The 14,978-nt window shown below is 58.3% G+C and carries 14 protein-coding genes and 2 pseudogenes; 4 read left to right on the forward strand and 12 right to left on the reverse strand.

The annotated features are described in order from the left end of the window. The first annotated feature begins 121 nt into the window (after positions 1–121). The gene (locus K7R23_RS22900) at positions 122–1,168 is read left to right on the forward strand and encodes an AbrB family transcriptional regulator (protein ID WP_012905045.1); all 1,047 of its coding nucleotides are present in this window, start codon (positions 122–124) and stop codon (positions 1,166–1,168) included. 43 nt (positions 1,169–1,211) lie between these two features. On the opposite strand, the pseudogene K7R23_RS22905 reads toward K7R23_RS22900, so the two are convergent. The 8 genes and pseudogenes from K7R23_RS22905 to ybgI all read right to left on the reverse strand — a co-directional run. Then, a pseudogene (locus K7R23_RS22905) lies at positions 1,212–1,577 on the reverse strand (zinc finger domain-containing protein); the annotation flags it as partial. Next, positions 1,564–1,881, reverse strand: a pseudogene (locus tag K7R23_RS22910) (pyroglutamyl-peptidase I family protein); the annotation flags it as partial. The pseudogenes K7R23_RS22910 and K7R23_RS22905, both read right to left, overlap by 14 nt. 9 nt (positions 1,882–1,890) lie before the next feature. Continuing rightward, positions 1,891–2,886 (reverse strand): DUF979 domain-containing protein, encoded by a 996-nt coding sequence (locus K7R23_RS22915; protein WP_012905044.1) that lies wholly within the window; start codon positions 2,884–2,886, stop codon positions 1,891–1,893. After that, positions 2,883–3,611, reverse strand: a complete 729-nt coding sequence (locus tag K7R23_RS22920) for a DUF969 domain-containing protein (protein WP_012905043.1) — start codon at positions 3,609–3,611, stop codon at positions 2,883–2,885. The genes K7R23_RS22915 and K7R23_RS22920 overlap by 4 nt, the downstream gene beginning before the upstream one ends. A 74-nt stretch (positions 3,612–3,685) precedes the next feature. Beyond that, the gene (gene pxpA / locus K7R23_RS22925; protein ID WP_012905042.1) at positions 3,686–4,420 is read right to left on the reverse strand and encodes a 5-oxoprolinase subunit PxpA; all 735 of its coding nucleotides are present in this window, start codon (positions 4,418–4,420) and stop codon (positions 3,686–3,688) included. Then, on the reverse strand, positions 4,410–5,342 hold the full coding sequence (gene pxpC / locus K7R23_RS22930; RefSeq protein WP_012905041.1) for a 5-oxoprolinase subunit PxpC: 933 nt from the start codon (positions 5,340–5,342) through the stop codon (positions 4,410–4,412). The genes pxpA and pxpC overlap by 11 nt, the downstream gene beginning before the upstream one ends. Beyond that, complete coding sequence (gene pxpB, locus K7R23_RS22935) at positions 5,336–5,992, reverse strand: 5-oxoprolinase subunit PxpB (protein WP_012905040.1); 657 nt, start codon at positions 5,990–5,992, stop codon at positions 5,336–5,338. Before pxpB ends, pxpC begins: the two co-directional genes overlap by 7 nt. A gap of 65 nt (positions 5,993–6,057) precedes the next feature. Next, positions 6,058–6,801, reverse strand: a complete 744-nt coding sequence (gene ybgI, locus K7R23_RS22940) for a radiation resistance protein YbgI (protein ID WP_012905039.1) — start codon at positions 6,799–6,801, stop codon at positions 6,058–6,060. Positions 6,802–7,067: 266 nt separating this feature from the next. Between ybgI and K7R23_RS22945 the strand changes: the two genes are divergently transcribed. After that, positions 7,068–8,549, forward strand: a complete 1,482-nt coding sequence (locus K7R23_RS22945) for an MFS transporter (RefSeq protein WP_012905038.1) — start codon at positions 7,068–7,070, stop codon at positions 8,547–8,549. 52 nt (positions 8,550–8,601) lie between these two features. Here K7R23_RS22945 and K7R23_RS22950 read toward each other — a convergent pair whose 3' ends face one another. From K7R23_RS22950 to K7R23_RS22965, 4 genes are all read right to left on the reverse strand, one after another. Beyond that, the gene (locus K7R23_RS22950; protein WP_012905037.1) at positions 8,602–9,543 is read right to left on the reverse strand and encodes an Rpn family recombination-promoting nuclease/putative transposase; all 942 of its coding nucleotides are present in this window, start codon (positions 9,541–9,543) and stop codon (positions 8,602–8,604) included. Positions 9,544–9,733: 190 nt separating this feature from the next. After that, positions 9,734–11,152 carry a deoxyribodipyrimidine photo-lyase gene (phrB, locus tag K7R23_RS22955; protein ID WP_012905036.1) on the reverse strand — a complete coding sequence of 473 codons (1,419 nt, stop codon included), beginning with the start codon at positions 11,150–11,152 and terminating at the stop codon, positions 9,734–9,736. A gap of 103 nt (positions 11,153–11,255) precedes the next feature. Beyond that, positions 11,256–12,572 (reverse strand): IS4-like element ISCro6 family transposase, encoded by a 1,317-nt coding sequence (locus K7R23_RS22960; RefSeq protein ID WP_012905035.1) that lies wholly within the window; start codon positions 12,570–12,572, stop codon positions 11,256–11,258. A 122-nt stretch (positions 12,573–12,694) separates the two neighbouring features. Then, positions 12,695–12,901, reverse strand: coding sequence for a YbfA family protein (locus K7R23_RS22965; protein WP_012905034.1), 207 nt, complete (start codon positions 12,899–12,901; stop codon positions 12,695–12,697). Between the two features lie 320 nt (positions 12,902–13,221). Between K7R23_RS22965 and kdpF the strand changes: the two genes are divergently transcribed. Further along, positions 13,222–13,299: a K(+)-transporting ATPase subunit F gene (kdpF, locus tag K7R23_RS26015; protein ID WP_368365707.1), complete on the forward strand. Its 78-nt coding sequence runs from the start codon at positions 13,222–13,224 to the stop codon at positions 13,297–13,299. Continuing rightward, positions 13,299–14,978 carry a potassium-transporting ATPase subunit KdpA gene (gene kdpA / locus K7R23_RS22970; RefSeq protein WP_012905032.1) on the forward strand — a complete coding sequence of 560 codons (1,680 nt, stop codon included), beginning with the start codon at positions 13,299–13,301 and terminating at the stop codon, positions 14,976–14,978. Before kdpF ends, kdpA begins: the two co-directional genes overlap by 1 nt.

The following is a 14,978-nucleotide window of genomic DNA, read 5'->3' on the forward strand; positions in this document are numbered from 1 at the left end:
TAAGGCGCGTAAGCGTCGCTATCCGGCGTATCCCCCTTTTCTTGACCCGCGTTATTTTAATCTGCCCGCGCTTTCTCTATGATTTCCTGAAACTTCGTTAAATATTAATCAGGAGCATGGGATGCCTTTTTTGCAGTGGGGTTTGTTGTTTCTTGCGTCGCTCCTTCTTTCCCTGCTGTTTCTGCACCTCCATCTCCCGGCGGCCCTGCTGCTCGGCCCGATGATCGCCGGTATTGTTTTCAGCCTGCGCGGCATCGCCCTGACCCTCCCCCGCTCCGCCTTTCTCGCGGCTCAGGCGATTCTCGGCTGCATGATTGCGCAAAACCTTAGCAGTTCAATCCTTACTACCCTTGCCGTTAACTGGCCGGTGGTGCTGGCGGTGCTGCTGGTGACGCTGATTTCAAGCGCGGTGGTCGGCTGGCTGCTGGTGCGCTACAGTTCGCTGCCGGGCAATACCGGCGCGTGGGGCTCCTCTCCCGGCGGCGCGGCGGCAATGGTAGCGATGGCGCAGGACTATGGCGCCGATATCCGGCTGGTGGCGTTTATGCAGTACCTGCGGGTGCTGTTCGTCGCGGGCGCGGCGGTGCTGGTCACCCGCCTGATCCTCGGCGACAGCGCCGAAGCCGTCAGCCAGCAGGTAGAATGGTTTCCGCCGCTGAGCGCTAATCTGCTGTACACCCTGCTGCTGGCGGTGACGGCGGGCGTTGCCGGTCGCCTGCTGCGTATCCCTTCCGGAACGATGCTGGTGCCGATGCTGGCAGGCGCGCTGCTGCATAGCGGCGGCATGATGGTGATTGAGCTGCCGGAGTGGCTGCTGGCGATGGCTTATATGGCGATTGGCTGGCGCATCGGCCTTGGGTTCGACAAGCAGGTGTTTTTTATGGCGCTGCGCCCGCTGCCGCAGATTCTGGCCTCTGTCTTTACGCTGATGGCGATATGCGCGGCGATGGCGTGGGGGCTGGCCCATTACATGCAGATCGATTTTATGACCGCCTATCTCGCCACCAGCCCCGGCGGACTGGACACCGTAGCGGTGATAGCCGCGGGCAGCAACGCCGATATGGCGCTGATTATGGCGATGCAGACCCTGCGCCTGTTCAGCATCTTATTAACCGGACCGGCGGTGGCGCGCTTTATCTCCACCCGGGCGCCCAGAAAACCATTGTAGACCTGATAAGCGTAGCGCCATCAGGCAACGACGGCAGTTCCGACTATTGCTGACAGCGAGGGCACCAGTAAAACGGCCGCGAGGAGAGCGTGGTTTTTTCGATAATCCCGCCGCAGCGCTCGCAGGCTTCGCCGTCGCGGTGAAAGACCTTAAAGCGAAACAGCGCCCCATGATGTTTATTCTCATCAACCTGCCCACGGGTGGTATAGGACAAGCGCGGAATATCCAGCAGCGCGTGCGAAAGCGCGTCAAGCTGGCTTTCGCTTAGCGCTTTCGCCTTATGAGCGCCGTTTAACCCTACCTGCCAGAGGATTTCGACCCGCAGATAATTTCCCAGCCCTGCGAGGAAGGCCTGATCAAGCAGCAGGCCGGAAAACTGGCGGTTACGAAACCGTGGCGAGAGCAGGCGCGTCGACCGGCTGTTGGCCTTTATTATCAGGAATGCGGGCGTCATCGACGTTGATCGCCACGCGCTCAACGGTGATATCCGGACGACCGCCGGCCTGACCGACCGCCAGTACCAGGGAAGGAGACAGCGCATCAATAGCCGCATTCAGCTCAGTGAGCGATTCGCCAAATACGCACGGCAGCTGGCGCGCGACCACGCGACATCTGCCGATGATAGCATTGTCGAGGCGCGATACCACTTCCCAGGAAGGGTTAATCCGTTCGCCGCCAAACGGCTCAAAGCCGGTGATTAATACCGTTTTCATCCTTCCTCCTTACAGGAACATCAGGAAATACATCAGCAACACGTTGACCAGAAGCAGCAGTACGCCGGTCGGCACCTGCGCTTTGATTACTGCGTTTTTGTCCGGCAGATCCAGCAGCGCGGCGGGCACGATATTAAAGTTTGCCGCCATCGGCGTCATTAAAGTGCCGCAATAACCGGAGAACATGCCAATCGCCGCCATCACCGCCGGGTTGCCGCCGTGCTGAAGCACCAGAATCGGAATGCCGATACCTGCGGTCACGATCGGGAAAGCGGCAAAGCCGTTCCCCATCACCATCGTCAACAACGCCATTCCGATGGTGTAGACCGCCACCGCAATAAAGCGGCTGTCAACGGCGAAATACGCCTGAGTGAGATACGAAATGCCGCTGCCCACCCCCGCCGCGGTGAACAATAAACCCAGCGTGGCGAGGATCTGCGGCAGAATAAACGCCCAGCCGATGGAGTCGAGCAAACGCCGCGCCTCCTGAATCGGCTGATGGACTTTCTCATGGGTCATTTTGATCGCCATACCGAGGCCAATCAGCGTGCCTGCGGTCATCGAAAACAGCGTCACCAGCGTGGCGTGATTGCCAGGCCCGAACAGCCCGGCCTGTAGACCAGGAATATGGTTGAACATCAGCACGCCGATCACCGTCACCACCGGGATCGCCAGCGCCGGATAAAACAGACGGTTGCCGAGGCGCGTCGCGCTCTCCTCACGCTGCTCGCGGGTGCGCTGGTGATAGCTGCCGAGCCGCACGCCGCCAAACCCGGCGATCAGCGCCATCAGCACCACGGCGACGCCTACGGCAATATTCACCGTACGCTTGTCGCCCGCCAGCTGATACGTCCAGTCGCCCAGCAAAAACAGCAGGCCGTACACGCCCCAGAACAATCCCGTCGTTAACCTGCGCGGGTTGGCTTTGTCCCGCCAGGACATGATCGCGACAAGCAGCAGAACAATGCCCGCCAGCCAGTAGAGGTAGCTTTGCTGAAAATTCATTGCGCCGCTCCCTTGACCGTCTGCGCCGCGCTGGCCTTCGCCATTTCACGTTGCAGATAGTTATCCAGCCGCCACAGGCGCGCGCCGTGGATCAGGAAAGCGCAAATTGCCGTTGGGATCCCCCATAGCGCGATATGCAGCGGTTCGGTCTGGATCCCGCCGGATTCCAGCATAAAGTTATGCATGAAGATGATCGCCCCGAAGGCGACAAAGATATCCTCACCAAAAAAGAGCCCCACGTTGTCGGTCGCCGCCGACATCGCCCGCAGTCGATAGCGCACCGCGCCGGGCAGTTCGCCATAATTTTTCTCGGCCGCCCCTTCCGCCATCGGCGCCAGCAGCGGACGCACCATCTGCGGATGTCCGCCGAGGCTGGTCAGGCCAAGCGCCGCGGTGATTTCACGGATAAAAAGGTACACCACCAGCAGGCGGCCCGCGGTGGCGCTGCGAATTTTGGCGATCCACGCCTGCGCGCGCTCTTTCAGGCCGTGCCGCTCCAGCAGGCCGATAACGGCAAGCGGGATCAGCAGGATAAACGGCAGGTTGCGGGTGTTAAGAAACCCCTCCCCCAGCTTTTCGAGGATCGTGGCGATCGGCATCTGCGCCGCCAGTCCGGTGACAATCCCGGCGACGATAACCACCAGTACCGGGTTAAAACGTAAAATAAACCCGACCACAATGACGGCAATGCCGGTCAGTGGCCAGAGAGTGACTGCATCTCCCATAATCCATTCCTTGTCAGTTGTGTTTCGTTGTGTCGTACATCTGCGCGCCGTCCTCTTTGGGACGACGTCGTTTGTTATGCGGTTACTGCGATATCGCGTGCGGCAAACGCCTCGCGCAGGCGGCGAGCAAAGGCGAGTGCGTGCTCGCCGTCGCCGTGAAGGCAGACCGTCTGGGCAACAACGCTGGCCCACTCGCCGGTAATGCTTTTCACCCGACCGCGTTCCACCATTTCCAGCGTCTGCGCCAGCGACTGTGCTTCGTCCTCTATCAGCGCGCCCGGCTGGCTGCGCGGCACCAGCGTGCCGTCAGCCTGATAGCCGCGGTCGGCAAACACCTCCTGGCGAGTGGCAAGGCCGTAATGCGCCCCTGCGCGAATCAGTTCGCTGCCCGCCAGCCCGACCAGAATCAGCGCCGGATCGCAGGCGTGTACCGCCTTCGCAATGGCGTCGGCAAGCTGCGGATCTTTCGCCGCCTGGTTGTAGAGCATACCGTGCGGCTTAACGTGGCGCAGAACACCGCCTTCCGCCTGCGCTATCGCCGCCAGCGCGCCAACCTGATACAGCGTTTGCGCATAGACCGTCTCCGGCGGCAGGCTCATCGCGCTACGGCCAAAGTTTTCCCGGTCCGGAAAGCTGGGATGCGCGCCAATGGCGACGCCGTTTTTCAGCGCCTCGCGCACGCTTGCCAGCATGGTTTGCGCATCGCCAGCGTGAAAGCCGCAGGCGATATTGGCCGACGAGATCAGCGTCAGCAGTTGACCGTCGCTGGCGCAGCCCTCGCCGAGGTCCGCATTGAGATCAATGTTCATCGTTAAGCCGCCACGAGAGTTGCTCCAGATAACGCCGCTGATCCTGACGCGCTTTCAGCGCCTCTTCCAGCGAGCACTGGACGAAATGAATGGGTTGTCCGAGCGGGATCTGCGCCAGATGGTACATATCGGCCTCGATAATGCAGGCGATGCGCGGATAGCCGCCGGTGGTCTGGGCGTCGTTCATCAGCACAATCGGCTGGCCGTTATGCGGCACCTGCACCACGCCGGGCAACAGGCCATGAGAAAGCAGTTCACGTCCGGTGGTGCGTTTTAACGGCTGCCCCTGCAACCGGTAACCCATACGGTTGCTCTGCGGACTGAGATACCACGGCGAGCGCCAGAACGCCTCCTGCGAAACCGGATCGAACTCATGATATTCCGGCCCCGGCAGCGCCCGTAGGCGGTTCCCCCACAGCAGCTGTTTCACCCCCTGCGCGCCGAGGAATTGACGCGCTGGTTTGCCGATGGCCAGACGGTCACCGTCTTTAAGCAGGCGACCTGCCAATCCGCCGATACCGACCTTCAGATCCGTACTGGCAGAACCCATCACCTCCGGCACGGCAATACCGCCAGCGACGGCAAGATAGCTGCGCATTCCATGCTGCGGACGCTGAAGCGCCAGCCGCTGGCCGGCTTTTACCGGCAGACGCCAGCCCGTCCAGACAGGATGAGTATCCAGCGTCGCCTCACAGCCTGCTCCGGTCAGGGCAAACCAGCCGTCGACGGTAAACTCGACCACCAGTTGCCCGAGGGTGATCTCCAGCACCGGCGCATCTGCCTCGTTGCCTACCAGCAGATTAGCGATTTGCATGGCGGGTTTATCCAGCGCCCCGCAGTGGCTGATGCCGGACTGCCGAAAGCCGTGGCGGCCGCCGTCCTGAACTGAGGTGTACATCCCTGCGCGAATGATCTTCAGCATACGCCCTCCTTTTGCGGGATAAAGCGCACCCTGTCGCCGGGACGCAGTAGTACCGGTTCGTCATGGGTCGGATCGAAGAGTTTCAGCGAAGTCTGGCCGATAAGCTGCCAGCCTCCCGGCGTGGGCAGCGGGTAGATGCCGGTCTGCGATCCGCCGATGCCAACAGAACCTGCCGGAACAAGCAGGCGCGGTTCAGCTCGTCTTGGGGTATGCAGCGGTTCCGGTAAACTGCCAAGATACGGAAAGCCCGGCTGGAAGCCCAAAAACCAGACCACATACTCCACCGAGGCGTGCAGCTCCACCACCTGCTTTTCACTCAGACCGCTATGGCGCGCGACTTCCGCCAGGTCCGGTCCCCCTTCGCCGCCATAGATAACCGGTATGGCGATATCGCGGGAGTCAGGCTCCAGCGCCTCGCTCTCTTCCCACCAGCGCTGTAGACGCTCAATGGAGTCCAGCGCCAGCGTTTGCGGCTCGCGCAGGATCACCGTGATATTGTTCATCCCCGGAATGGCCTCAACCACATTCGGCATATCGACCAGCCGCTGCGTCAGTCGCCAGATACGTTTCTGACTCGCCAGCGTCACCGGTGGTTCAAGCTCCAGCACCACCGCCGTTTCACCTAACAGATAACAACGCGCTCGTTGCACTTGTCTTCCTCTTACGTTTATCGCCGGCCTCATCAGGCGTTATTGTCATAGCCATACGAGACTGGTTACGCGGGGTTCGGTATATCAATAAAGGTCACATCCAGATCGGTATTTTCAGTCAGCCATTCGCTCAGGGCGCGGATGCCGCCACGTTCAGTCGCGTGATGCCCGGCCGCATAAAAATGCAGCCCCTGTTCGCGCGCGGAGTGGATGGTCTGTTCGGAAACTTCGCCGGTAATGAACGCATCAACGCCAAAACGGGCGGCGCTGTCGATAAAACTTTGTCCGCCGCCGGTGCACCAGGCGACGCGGGTGACGGTATCCGGCCCGGTATCGCCGCACCATAACGGTTTGCGGCCGAGGCGCGCTTCAATCCACGACGCCAGTTCCAGTCCGGGCACCGGCATCGACAGTTCACCCCAGGGTACTAATGGCTCAATTTCTCCCATCACGCTGATGCCAAGCAGCGCCGCCAGCTGCGCGTTATTGCCCAGTTCAGGATGCGCATCCAGCGGCAGGTGCCAGCCATAAAGGTTGATATCATTCGCCAGCAGCGTTTTTAAACGGTTGCGCTTCATGCTGCGAATCACCGGGGATTCCCCCTTCCAGAAGTAGCCATGATGAACGATGACCGCATCAGCCTGCAGGCGCACCGCTTCATCCAGCAGCGCCTGGCTGGCGGTGACGCCGGTTACGATTGTCTGCACCGTCTCTTTGCCCTCAACCTGTAAACCGTTTGGCGCATAGTCGCTCATTGCGGCGCTGTTCAGTTTCTCGTTGATCAGTTGTTCCAGCTCGGTGTTTTTCATCATCGCTCCCTTAGTTGTCTATGCGATACGTTAAAATAGCGTCCGGATGCCGGTTCGTCGATAGCCAATTCACTGACACATTAAGAAACAATACCGACTCTTTTCACGACCAAAAGCGCGACCTTTTGCGATCGCTTTCCTGTATATTTATGCAATCAGACCGCATATTGCAAAAACAATTAGATCTGTATCGACGTTATAACTTTAAGGACACTCCACCACGCGGCATTTTCTCTGCGCAGCGTGTAAGACATTCTGGTAACACAATGAAGAAAGCCTCCTCTCAACCGCGGGCGATTTACTACGTCGTCGCGCTGCAAATCTGGGAATACTTCAGTTTTTACGGCATGCGCGCCCTGCTGATCCTCTATCTCACCAACCAGCTTAAATACGATGATACCCATGCTTACGCGCTGTTCAGCGCCTACTGCTCGCTGGTGTATGTCACGCCGATCCTCGGCGGCTACCTCGCCGATAAGGTGCTCGGCAACCGGATGGCGGTGATGCTTGGCGCCTTTCTGATGGCGGTGGGCCACCTGGTGCTCGGCGCAAGTGAAATCGCCCCGACGTTTCTCTATCTGTCGCTGGCAATCATTGTCTGCGGCTACGGTCTGTTTAAATCAAATATCAGTTGCCTGCTGGGCGAGCTGTATCAGACGGAAGATCCGCGCCGAGATGGCGGCTTTTCGCTGCTGTACGCCGCAGGCAACGTGGGCTCTATCGTTGCGCCCATCGCCTGCGGTTACGTGCAGGAAGAATACAGCTGGGCGATGGGATTCGCGCTGGCGGCTATCGGTATGGTTGCCGGGCTGATTATCTTCCTGTGCGGCAATCGCCATTTCACCCATACCAAAGGGGTCAATAAAGCCGCGCTGTGCGCCCGCTCTTTTATTCTGCCCAACTGGGGCTGGCTGCTGGTGCTGCTGACCATCGCTCCGCTGGCGATCGCCGTTCTGTTCTGGCAGGAGTGGGCGGTTTACGCGCTGATCGTCGCTACCGCGATCGGTCTGGCGGTGCTGGGCAAAATTTATCGTCAGGCAGAAAATCAGAAGCAGCGTAAAGAGCTGGGGCTGATTGTCACCCTCACCTTTTTTAGCATGTTGTTCTGGGCGTTTGCCCAGCAGGGCGGCAGCTCCATTAGCCTGTATATCGACCGCTTCGTGAACCGCCATATTTTCGGCTATTCGGTTCCCACCGCGATGTTCCAGTCAGTTAACGCCTTTGCGGTAATGCTCTGCGGCGTGGTGCTGGCCTGGCTGATAAAAGAGAGTATCGGCGGCAATCGCAGCGTGCGCATCTGGGGCAAATTCGCCCTCGGGCTTGGCCTGATGAGCGCCGGTTTCTCTATTCTGACCCTCAGCGCCCGCTGGTCTGCGGCCTATGGTCACTCCTCCATGCCGTTGATGATCGCAGGGCTTGCGGTGATGGGCTTCGCCGAGCTGTTCATTGACCCGGTGGCGATGTCGCAAATTACGCGCATTGAGATCCCTGGCGTCACCGGCGTGTTAACCGGCATTTACATGCTGCTTTCCGGGGCGATAGCCAACTATCTGGCCGGGGTCATCGCCGATCGAACCTCCCAGAGCGCCTTCGACGCCAGCGGGGCGATTAACTATTCCATCAATGCCTATATCGATGTGTTCAGTGAAATCACCTGGGGGGCGCTGGCCTGCGTCGGGCTGGTGCTGCTGATCTGGCTGTATCAGTCGCTTAAATTCAGAAACCGCCCGTTGGCGGTCGGCTCCTGAGTTAACGAACCCGGCGCGCGCTCCCGCTGCTGCGCCGGGCCCGTGTCGGGCATTAGTGGCCGGGCGCCGCGACCAGATCGTCTTCGTTAAGACCGGTTACCAGTAGCACCCAGCTACGCTCACTTCCCTGCGCCAGCATGGCTCGGGCAATGCGTAGCGCCGCCTCCCGCTCTCCTTCTTCTTTTCCCTGCTGACGTCCCTGCAATAAACCTTCCTGTAGCCCCTGGCTATGCCCCTCCAGGCGTAATCTTTCCGCAATAGTCATCAACCTCTCCTTATGTTGTGGGAGCCGCTGCGTGATTTCACGCACAAAATCGTTAAAGCGCTGGTCATCACCGGACTGCAAAATGTAATTAAACATCACCTGCAGCTGTGTGTCATTAGCGTAACCCGTAAGTAAAACGGCGGTGAGCTGCTCAATCAGTCCCATCAGATCGCGCTGGCGAATATGTTTTTGCATCAGCTCCAGCAGCGCGATGCGCCGGTGCTGCATAATTTCATCATCCGGCACCACCGTAATATCAACCAGCGGGAAGGCAGAGGCGTAAAGCTCGCGGGCCGTTGCCGGATCGGCAAATTCATCCAGCCAGCAAAGCGACCACGGATAGGGGCTGCGGGCGCCGTGATAAAACAGCATCGGGATCACCAGCGGCAGCATTTTATGCCCCGCGTCCAGGTGTCTTTGCATCGCCGCCATGGCATAGCGCATCAGCCGGAACGCCATATGCGCATCCTCCGTGCTCTGGTGTTCAATAACGACATAGATATAACCGTCACCGTCCTCGGTTTTGAGCGACCAGAGCACATCGGAATAGCGTGAACGCAGGTTCTCTTCAATGAAGCTGCCCGACTCCAGCTTCAGCGTGTCCAGATCGCATATTTCCCGTAGCGTTGCGGGCAGATGAATATCGAGAAAATCCCGCGCAGTCTCAGGAAAGCTAAGAAAATGTTTGAACACCGCATCATGCGGGGAGGAGGTTGTGGATATCATCATGGCGTTCCGTCACCGGCTAATTAAGATGCCGGGACTGTACGCTTCCGTCCGCCCTCGCGCATCGCCAGAAATTCAGCGATGCGAGGGCTCTTCAGAGGAAAATAGTGGACGATTGCAGAGGGTACATTTTTGGCGAGCGTAGCTCGCAAAAGCCCGGTAGCGAGGCGCTTACCGGGTTAACGCAATGACCTTACGCGCCTTTTCGTGCCGCTTCATAGGCGGCAAGCGTTGTCGCCCGCGCCTGTTTATGATCGACAACCGGCTGCGGATAGCTGAGCGTTACGCCCACGCTGTTCGCCCATTTCCACGGTTCGTGAATCGCTTTGCCCGGCACCTCGCGCAGTTCAGGGATCCAACGGCGGATAAACTCCCCGTCGCGATCGAACTTCTCCCCTTGGGTGGTGGGATTGAAGATGCGGAAATAGGGCGCGGCGTCGGTGCCGGTCGAAGCCGCCCACTGCCAACCGCCGTTGTTGGCGGCAAGATCGCCATCTATCAGTTGTGACATGAAATAGCGCTCGCCTTTACGCCAGTCGATCAGCAGATCCTTCACCAGAAAACTGGCCGTTATCATACGCAGGCGGTTGTGCATCCAGCCGGTGGCGTTGAGCTGGCGCATTGCCGCATCAACAATCGGATAGCCGGTTTTTCCCTCCTGCCAGGCCTGAAAGTGCGCGGCGTTATCCCGCCAGGCGACCCTGTCAGTCCAGGCGATAAACGGGCGATGTTTGCACAGCGCCGGATTCCGGGTCATCAGATGCCGGTAAAACTCACGCCAGATAAGCTCATTCAGCCAGACGCTGCCCGCGCCGCCGTCCAGCGCCTGCGGATGCTCAGCCAGCAGGCGATGCAGACACTGGCGCGGCGACAGGCCGCCCGTCGCCAGGCTGGCCGATAAACGGCTGGTGCCGTCCGTCGCCGGGAAATCCCGCTGATGCTCATATTCTCCCGCACCCTGCTGGCAGAACTGGCGCAGCTGCGCTATCACCGCTTTCTCGTCAACGGGAAAAAGGGTCCGGTCAAATTGCTGCTGCGGATAATTGAGCGTGATTTTTTGCTGCGGCGCCACCGCCGCCCTGTCACGCGCTTTCGGCGCCGCCGCACACTCCGGCATCCCCTCTTTCAATCGCTTCAGCCACGCGTTTTTAAACGGCGTAAACACTTTATACATCTCATGATTGCCGGTCATCACCGACCCCGGCGGCAGGATCACGCTGTCGTCGAAGCCTTCGCAAATCACCTTGCGCAGTGCTTTTTCCACCGCCGCGTCCCGCTCGCGCTCATTGAGTTCGTACTGGTAGTTGTAAAACAGATGCGTGACGTCGTGGCTTTCGCAGACCGCTTTCACCGTCTCCACGCTGGCGTCGAAGTCCGCCGTTTCTTCAAACAGCAGGGGAATGCCTTTGTCGGCCAGCGCCTGCTGCAATGCCTCCAGCTGCGCGGCAATGAACGCCGCCTGTCGCGGCGACATGGTGTGCTTCGTCCACTGGGCGGGCGTGGAGATATAGAGAGCCAACACCCGCGCGGTTGAGCTTCGGCAGGCAGCGGCAAGGGCAAGATTATCATGCAGACGTAAATCACAACGGAACCAGACCAGATGGGTGGACATAAAACTCCTGATAAAAGAACGCTCGCGCCTCGCGCTTATTTTTATAGCGCAGATAAGTGTAGACACCCGGGCACAAAAAAGCCGCCAACGTGGCTAACACCGTTCACTTAAGATGTTTTGAGTGAACGGGATACTGGGTTTTTGAGATTCTGACGGTCCTCTTTTTGGGCCGTTTTCTCTTTTCTGGCAGGATAAATTGCTTCACATTCTCCCGCATTTTCTTTAGCTTCGTTGGGATCGTCCCCGGTTTACCCAGTGAGCACCAGACAAGTTCATCCTGGATTAGTCTCATCGCCATCACGAAGCTTATCCGCAGCGGCGGCACTTTTGCTTCCCGTGCTATCTGACTCATCTCCATCCGTATCAGATTATAGGCCGTCAGCAGGCCCCATATTTCCTGGTAAATCCCGCTCACTTTCTGACTGCGCAACAGCGTGGCTGTGCTCAGCTGGAACTGTTTCAGTTCTCCATAACCATTTTCTATGCTCCATCGTTCCTGATATACATAACGCAGCGCCTCTGCCGGATACTGCCCCGGCTCTGTCAGAGAGGTGATAAAACCTTTGTAATCACCTGATTCATCTTCATATTCTATTAGCCGGGCCTGCCAGTTTTCTGGCAGCGAACTGTCCTGTTTGCGGGCCTGCGGCGAGACCTGCATCTCCACCAGATGGTCTCCTCCGGCGAAGGTTTCAACTATGCGGTATTTTGTATTGCCCTTCAGGGGAACCAGCCAGTGCGCTTCCTGCTGCCTGCGCTGCCAGTTAATCAGTAACTCTGCGGACAGATAACATCGGTCAAACAGGGTCAGGCTCTTCGCCTGCGGCGATAACTGTTTCGCGTAACTGACTTCTCCGGTGTTTGCCGGGCCGAATTTTACGCCGTGAATCAATCTGCTGCGCAGTGACATCATGGCGCACAGCCTGACCATCGGGTACTCGGTGTGTCTGTCCGGACGATGCTTTATGTACTCAAAATGCTCAGCAAGTTCGGGCGTATCGGGAGTACGAAAAAGCGTGCCATCAACGGCAAACAGGCGCAGCCCGTGCCAGAGGTCATCCTTGTCTTCCTGCTGCGTCCAGTGGCTGGCCGTCAGGGTGAAGAGCTCCCGGAGCGGTTCGTCACTGAGTCTCTGACGGGCCCGGGCAACAGAGCTGGCGGCGAGAGTCTCGCCTTCCTGTGAACTCAGGACGAGATCGAGTTTTGTCACAACGTCCGTGATGGAGCGGTCGCGATACAGGCCCATGCCCACAATCAGCCAGACCACGAGTTCTGCGGGGAGCTTACGTTTACGGATACTGGCTTTATTGGTGGAATCAAGGACCTGAGAAATCCACTCAAGGGGAATGGCACGCTGAAAACAGGAAAGTGAAGCGGGTTCAGCCCAGGTCTGGGTATCGTCAAGCCAGGTCGAAAGCATAAAAAAGCCCCATCAGAAAATTGATGAGGCTATTGTCACCTACCCACTGGATCGTTCAACCGATCATTTTGCTTAACCGATCGGTGTTAGCCAACGTGGCGGCTTTCTTCATAGCTGAACGATCAGTAAAAGTCGCAGGTCGCTTTCTCTGCCTGCGCCATCCATACCGGCTTATCGCTGGTCTTCGACCAGACGCGGTGCAGGTAGCTGTAAAAACGGGCGCGGTCTTTCCAGAACAGCATGACCGGCAGCGCCAGGACTCCCGCCACGACGGCGAAAGTACGGCGTAACAAAATGACATGCGCCGGATAGTCTTTATAGAGTTCCATACTTTCTCCCCTTTTCGATAACCGGTGAATAGCACCGGTAAAATGAATTCAGTTATCTGATGAAAATAGTAACGCTTTGTCTGTAATTTTACTACTCATCCGACCACTTATTTTTAGCCATTACGGCGAAATTTACACTCCATCCGTAATTAAGTTACATAAAAGTTAAATTAATACTAATCATTAGTTAAATTATGGTCTTTGCCATTTTTATACTTTTTTTACAGCCGGGCCGCTAATTTTTGCGAAATCTTTGCAGGCGGATATTTACCCTCTGATTATCACTACTATGCCACTGGAGGTGCACCGTGAGTGCAGGCGTGATAATCGGCATCGTGCTGATTTGCTTATTAGTAATTTATCTGGTGTTTGCCTTAATCCATGCGGAGGCGTTCTGATGGCCGCACAAGGATTTCTGCTTATCGCCAGTTTTTTATCCCTTTTGTTTCTCCTTGCCAGACCCGTCGGCGCGGGCCTCACGCGTTTAATCAACACGAAGCCTTTGCCGGGGACGGCCGGAATCGAGCGCGTACTCTGGCGCGGGCTGGGTATTTCCGCGCAGGAGATGAGCTGGAAACAGTATCTGCTGGCGATACTTTCTGTGAACCTGCTGGGGCTGGCGGCGCTCTTTATGCTGCTGCGGTTCCAGCACCTGTTACCGCTGAATCCGCAGCAGTTGCCGGGGCTCTCCTGGCATCTGGCGCTGAACACGGCGGTCAGCTTTGTCACCAACACCAACTGGCAGTCGTACGGCGGGGAAACCACCCTGAGCTATTTCAGCCAGATGGCGGGGCTGACAGTGCAAAACTTTCTGTCGGCGGCGACCGGTGTCGCCGTAGCGTTTGCCCTGATCCGTGGATTTACCCGCCAGAGTATCAGCACGCTGGGTAACGCCTGGGTGGATCTGACGCGCATTACCCTGTGGATCCTGTTCCCCCTCGCGCTGCTTATCGCCCTGTTCTTCATTCAGCAAGGCGTGCCGCAAAACCTGCTGCCGTATCAGCCGTACACCACCCTCGAAGGGGTAAAACAGCTGCTGCCGATGGGCCCGGTCGCCTCGCAGGAAGCGATCAAAATGCTTGGCACCAACGGCGGCGGCTTCTTCAACGCCAACTCGGCGCATCCGTTTGAGAACCCAACCGCGCTGACCAATATGGTGCAGATGCTGGCCATCTTTTTGCTTCCGGCGGCGCTCTGTTTCGCCTTTGGCGACGCGGCGGGCGATCGCCGCCAGGGCCGGATGCTGCTGTGGGCCATGTCGCTGATGTTTATCGTCTGCGCGGCGGTGGTGATGTGGGCTGAAGTACAGGGCAATCCGCATCTGTTGCAGTACGGCGCGGACAGCAGTCTTAACATGGAAGGCAAAGAGAGTCGCTTTGGCGTGGTCGTCAGCAGCCTGTTCGCCGTGGTGACTACCGCCGCCTCCTGCGGCGCGGTGATTGCCATGCATGACTCGTTTACCGCGCTGGGCGGCATGGTGCCGATGTGGCTGATGCAGATCGGCGAAGTGGTGTTCGGCGGCGTCGGCTCCGGTCTTTACGGCATGCTGCTGTTCGTGCTGCTGGCGGTGTTTATCGCCGGACTGATGATTGGCCGCACGCCGGAGTATCTCGGCAAAAAAATTGACGTGCGGGAGATGAAAATGACCGCGCTGGCGATCCTCGTCACTCCGGCGCTGGTGCTGTCCGGCAGCGCGCTGGCGATGATGAGCGAAGCGGGACGCAGCGCGATGCTTAACCCCGGCGCGCACGGTTTTAGCGAAGTGCTGTACGCCGTCTCATCCGCCGCCAATAACAACGGCAGCGCCTTTGCCGGGCTTGGCGCCAACACGCCGTTCTGGAACTGTCTGCTGGCCTTTTGCATGTTTGTCGGTCGCTTCGGAGTGATTATTCCGGTGATGGCGATTGCCGGTTCGCTGGCGGTGAAAAAGCGCCAGCCGACCACTGCGGGAACGCTGGCGACGCATGACGCCCTGTTTGTCGGGCTGTTAACGGGCACCGTGCTGTTGGTGGGCGCGCTGACCTTTATTCCTGCCCTGGCGCTTGGCCCTGTGGCTGAACACCTTTCCTTACGCTAA

The organism is Citrobacter rodentium NBRC 105723 = DSM 16636, from assembly GCF_021278985.1.
GTDB lineage: Bacteria > Pseudomonadota > Gammaproteobacteria > Enterobacterales > Enterobacteriaceae > Citrobacter_A > Citrobacter_A rodentium.

Coding starts and splice junctions, on each gene's coding strand:
- K7R23_RS22900 (WP_012905045.1), top strand. CDS start 122: ATGCCTTTTTTGCAGTGGGGTTTGTTGTTTCTTGCGTCGCTCCTTCTT.
- K7R23_RS22915 (WP_012905044.1), bottom strand. CDS start 2,886: ATGAATTTTCAGCAAAGCTACCTCTACTGGCTGGCGGGCATTGTTCTG.
- K7R23_RS22920 (WP_012905043.1), bottom strand. CDS start 3,611: ATGGGAGATGCAGTCACTCTCTGGCCACTGACCGGCATTGCCGTCATT.
- pxpA (WP_012905042.1), bottom strand. CDS start 4,420: ATGAACATTGATCTCAATGCGGACCTCGGCGAGGGCTGCGCCAGCGAC.
- pxpC (WP_012905041.1), bottom strand. CDS start 5,342: ATGCTGAAGATCATTCGCGCAGGGATGTACACCTCAGTTCAGGACGGC.
- ybgI (WP_012905039.1), bottom strand. CDS start 6,801: ATGAAAAACACCGAGCTGGAACAACTGATCAACGAGAAACTGAACAGC.
- K7R23_RS22945 (WP_012905038.1), top strand. CDS start 7,068: ATGAAGAAAGCCTCCTCTCAACCGCGGGCGATTTACTACGTCGTCGCG.
- K7R23_RS22950 (WP_012905037.1), bottom strand. CDS start 9,543: ATGATGATATCCACAACCTCCTCCCCGCATGATGCGGTGTTCAAACAT.
- phrB (WP_012905036.1), bottom strand. CDS start 11,152: ATGTCCACCCATCTGGTCTGGTTCCGTTGTGATTTACGTCTGCATGAT.
- K7R23_RS22960 (WP_012905035.1), bottom strand. CDS start 12,572: ATGCTTTCGACCTGGCTTGACGATACCCAGACCTGGGCTGAACCCGCT.
- K7R23_RS22965 (WP_012905034.1), bottom strand. CDS start 12,901: ATGGAACTCTATAAAGACTATCCGGCGCATGTCATTTTGTTACGCCGT.
- kdpA (WP_012905032.1), top strand. CDS start 13,299: ATGGCCGCACAAGGATTTCTGCTTATCGCCAGTTTTTTATCCCTTTTG.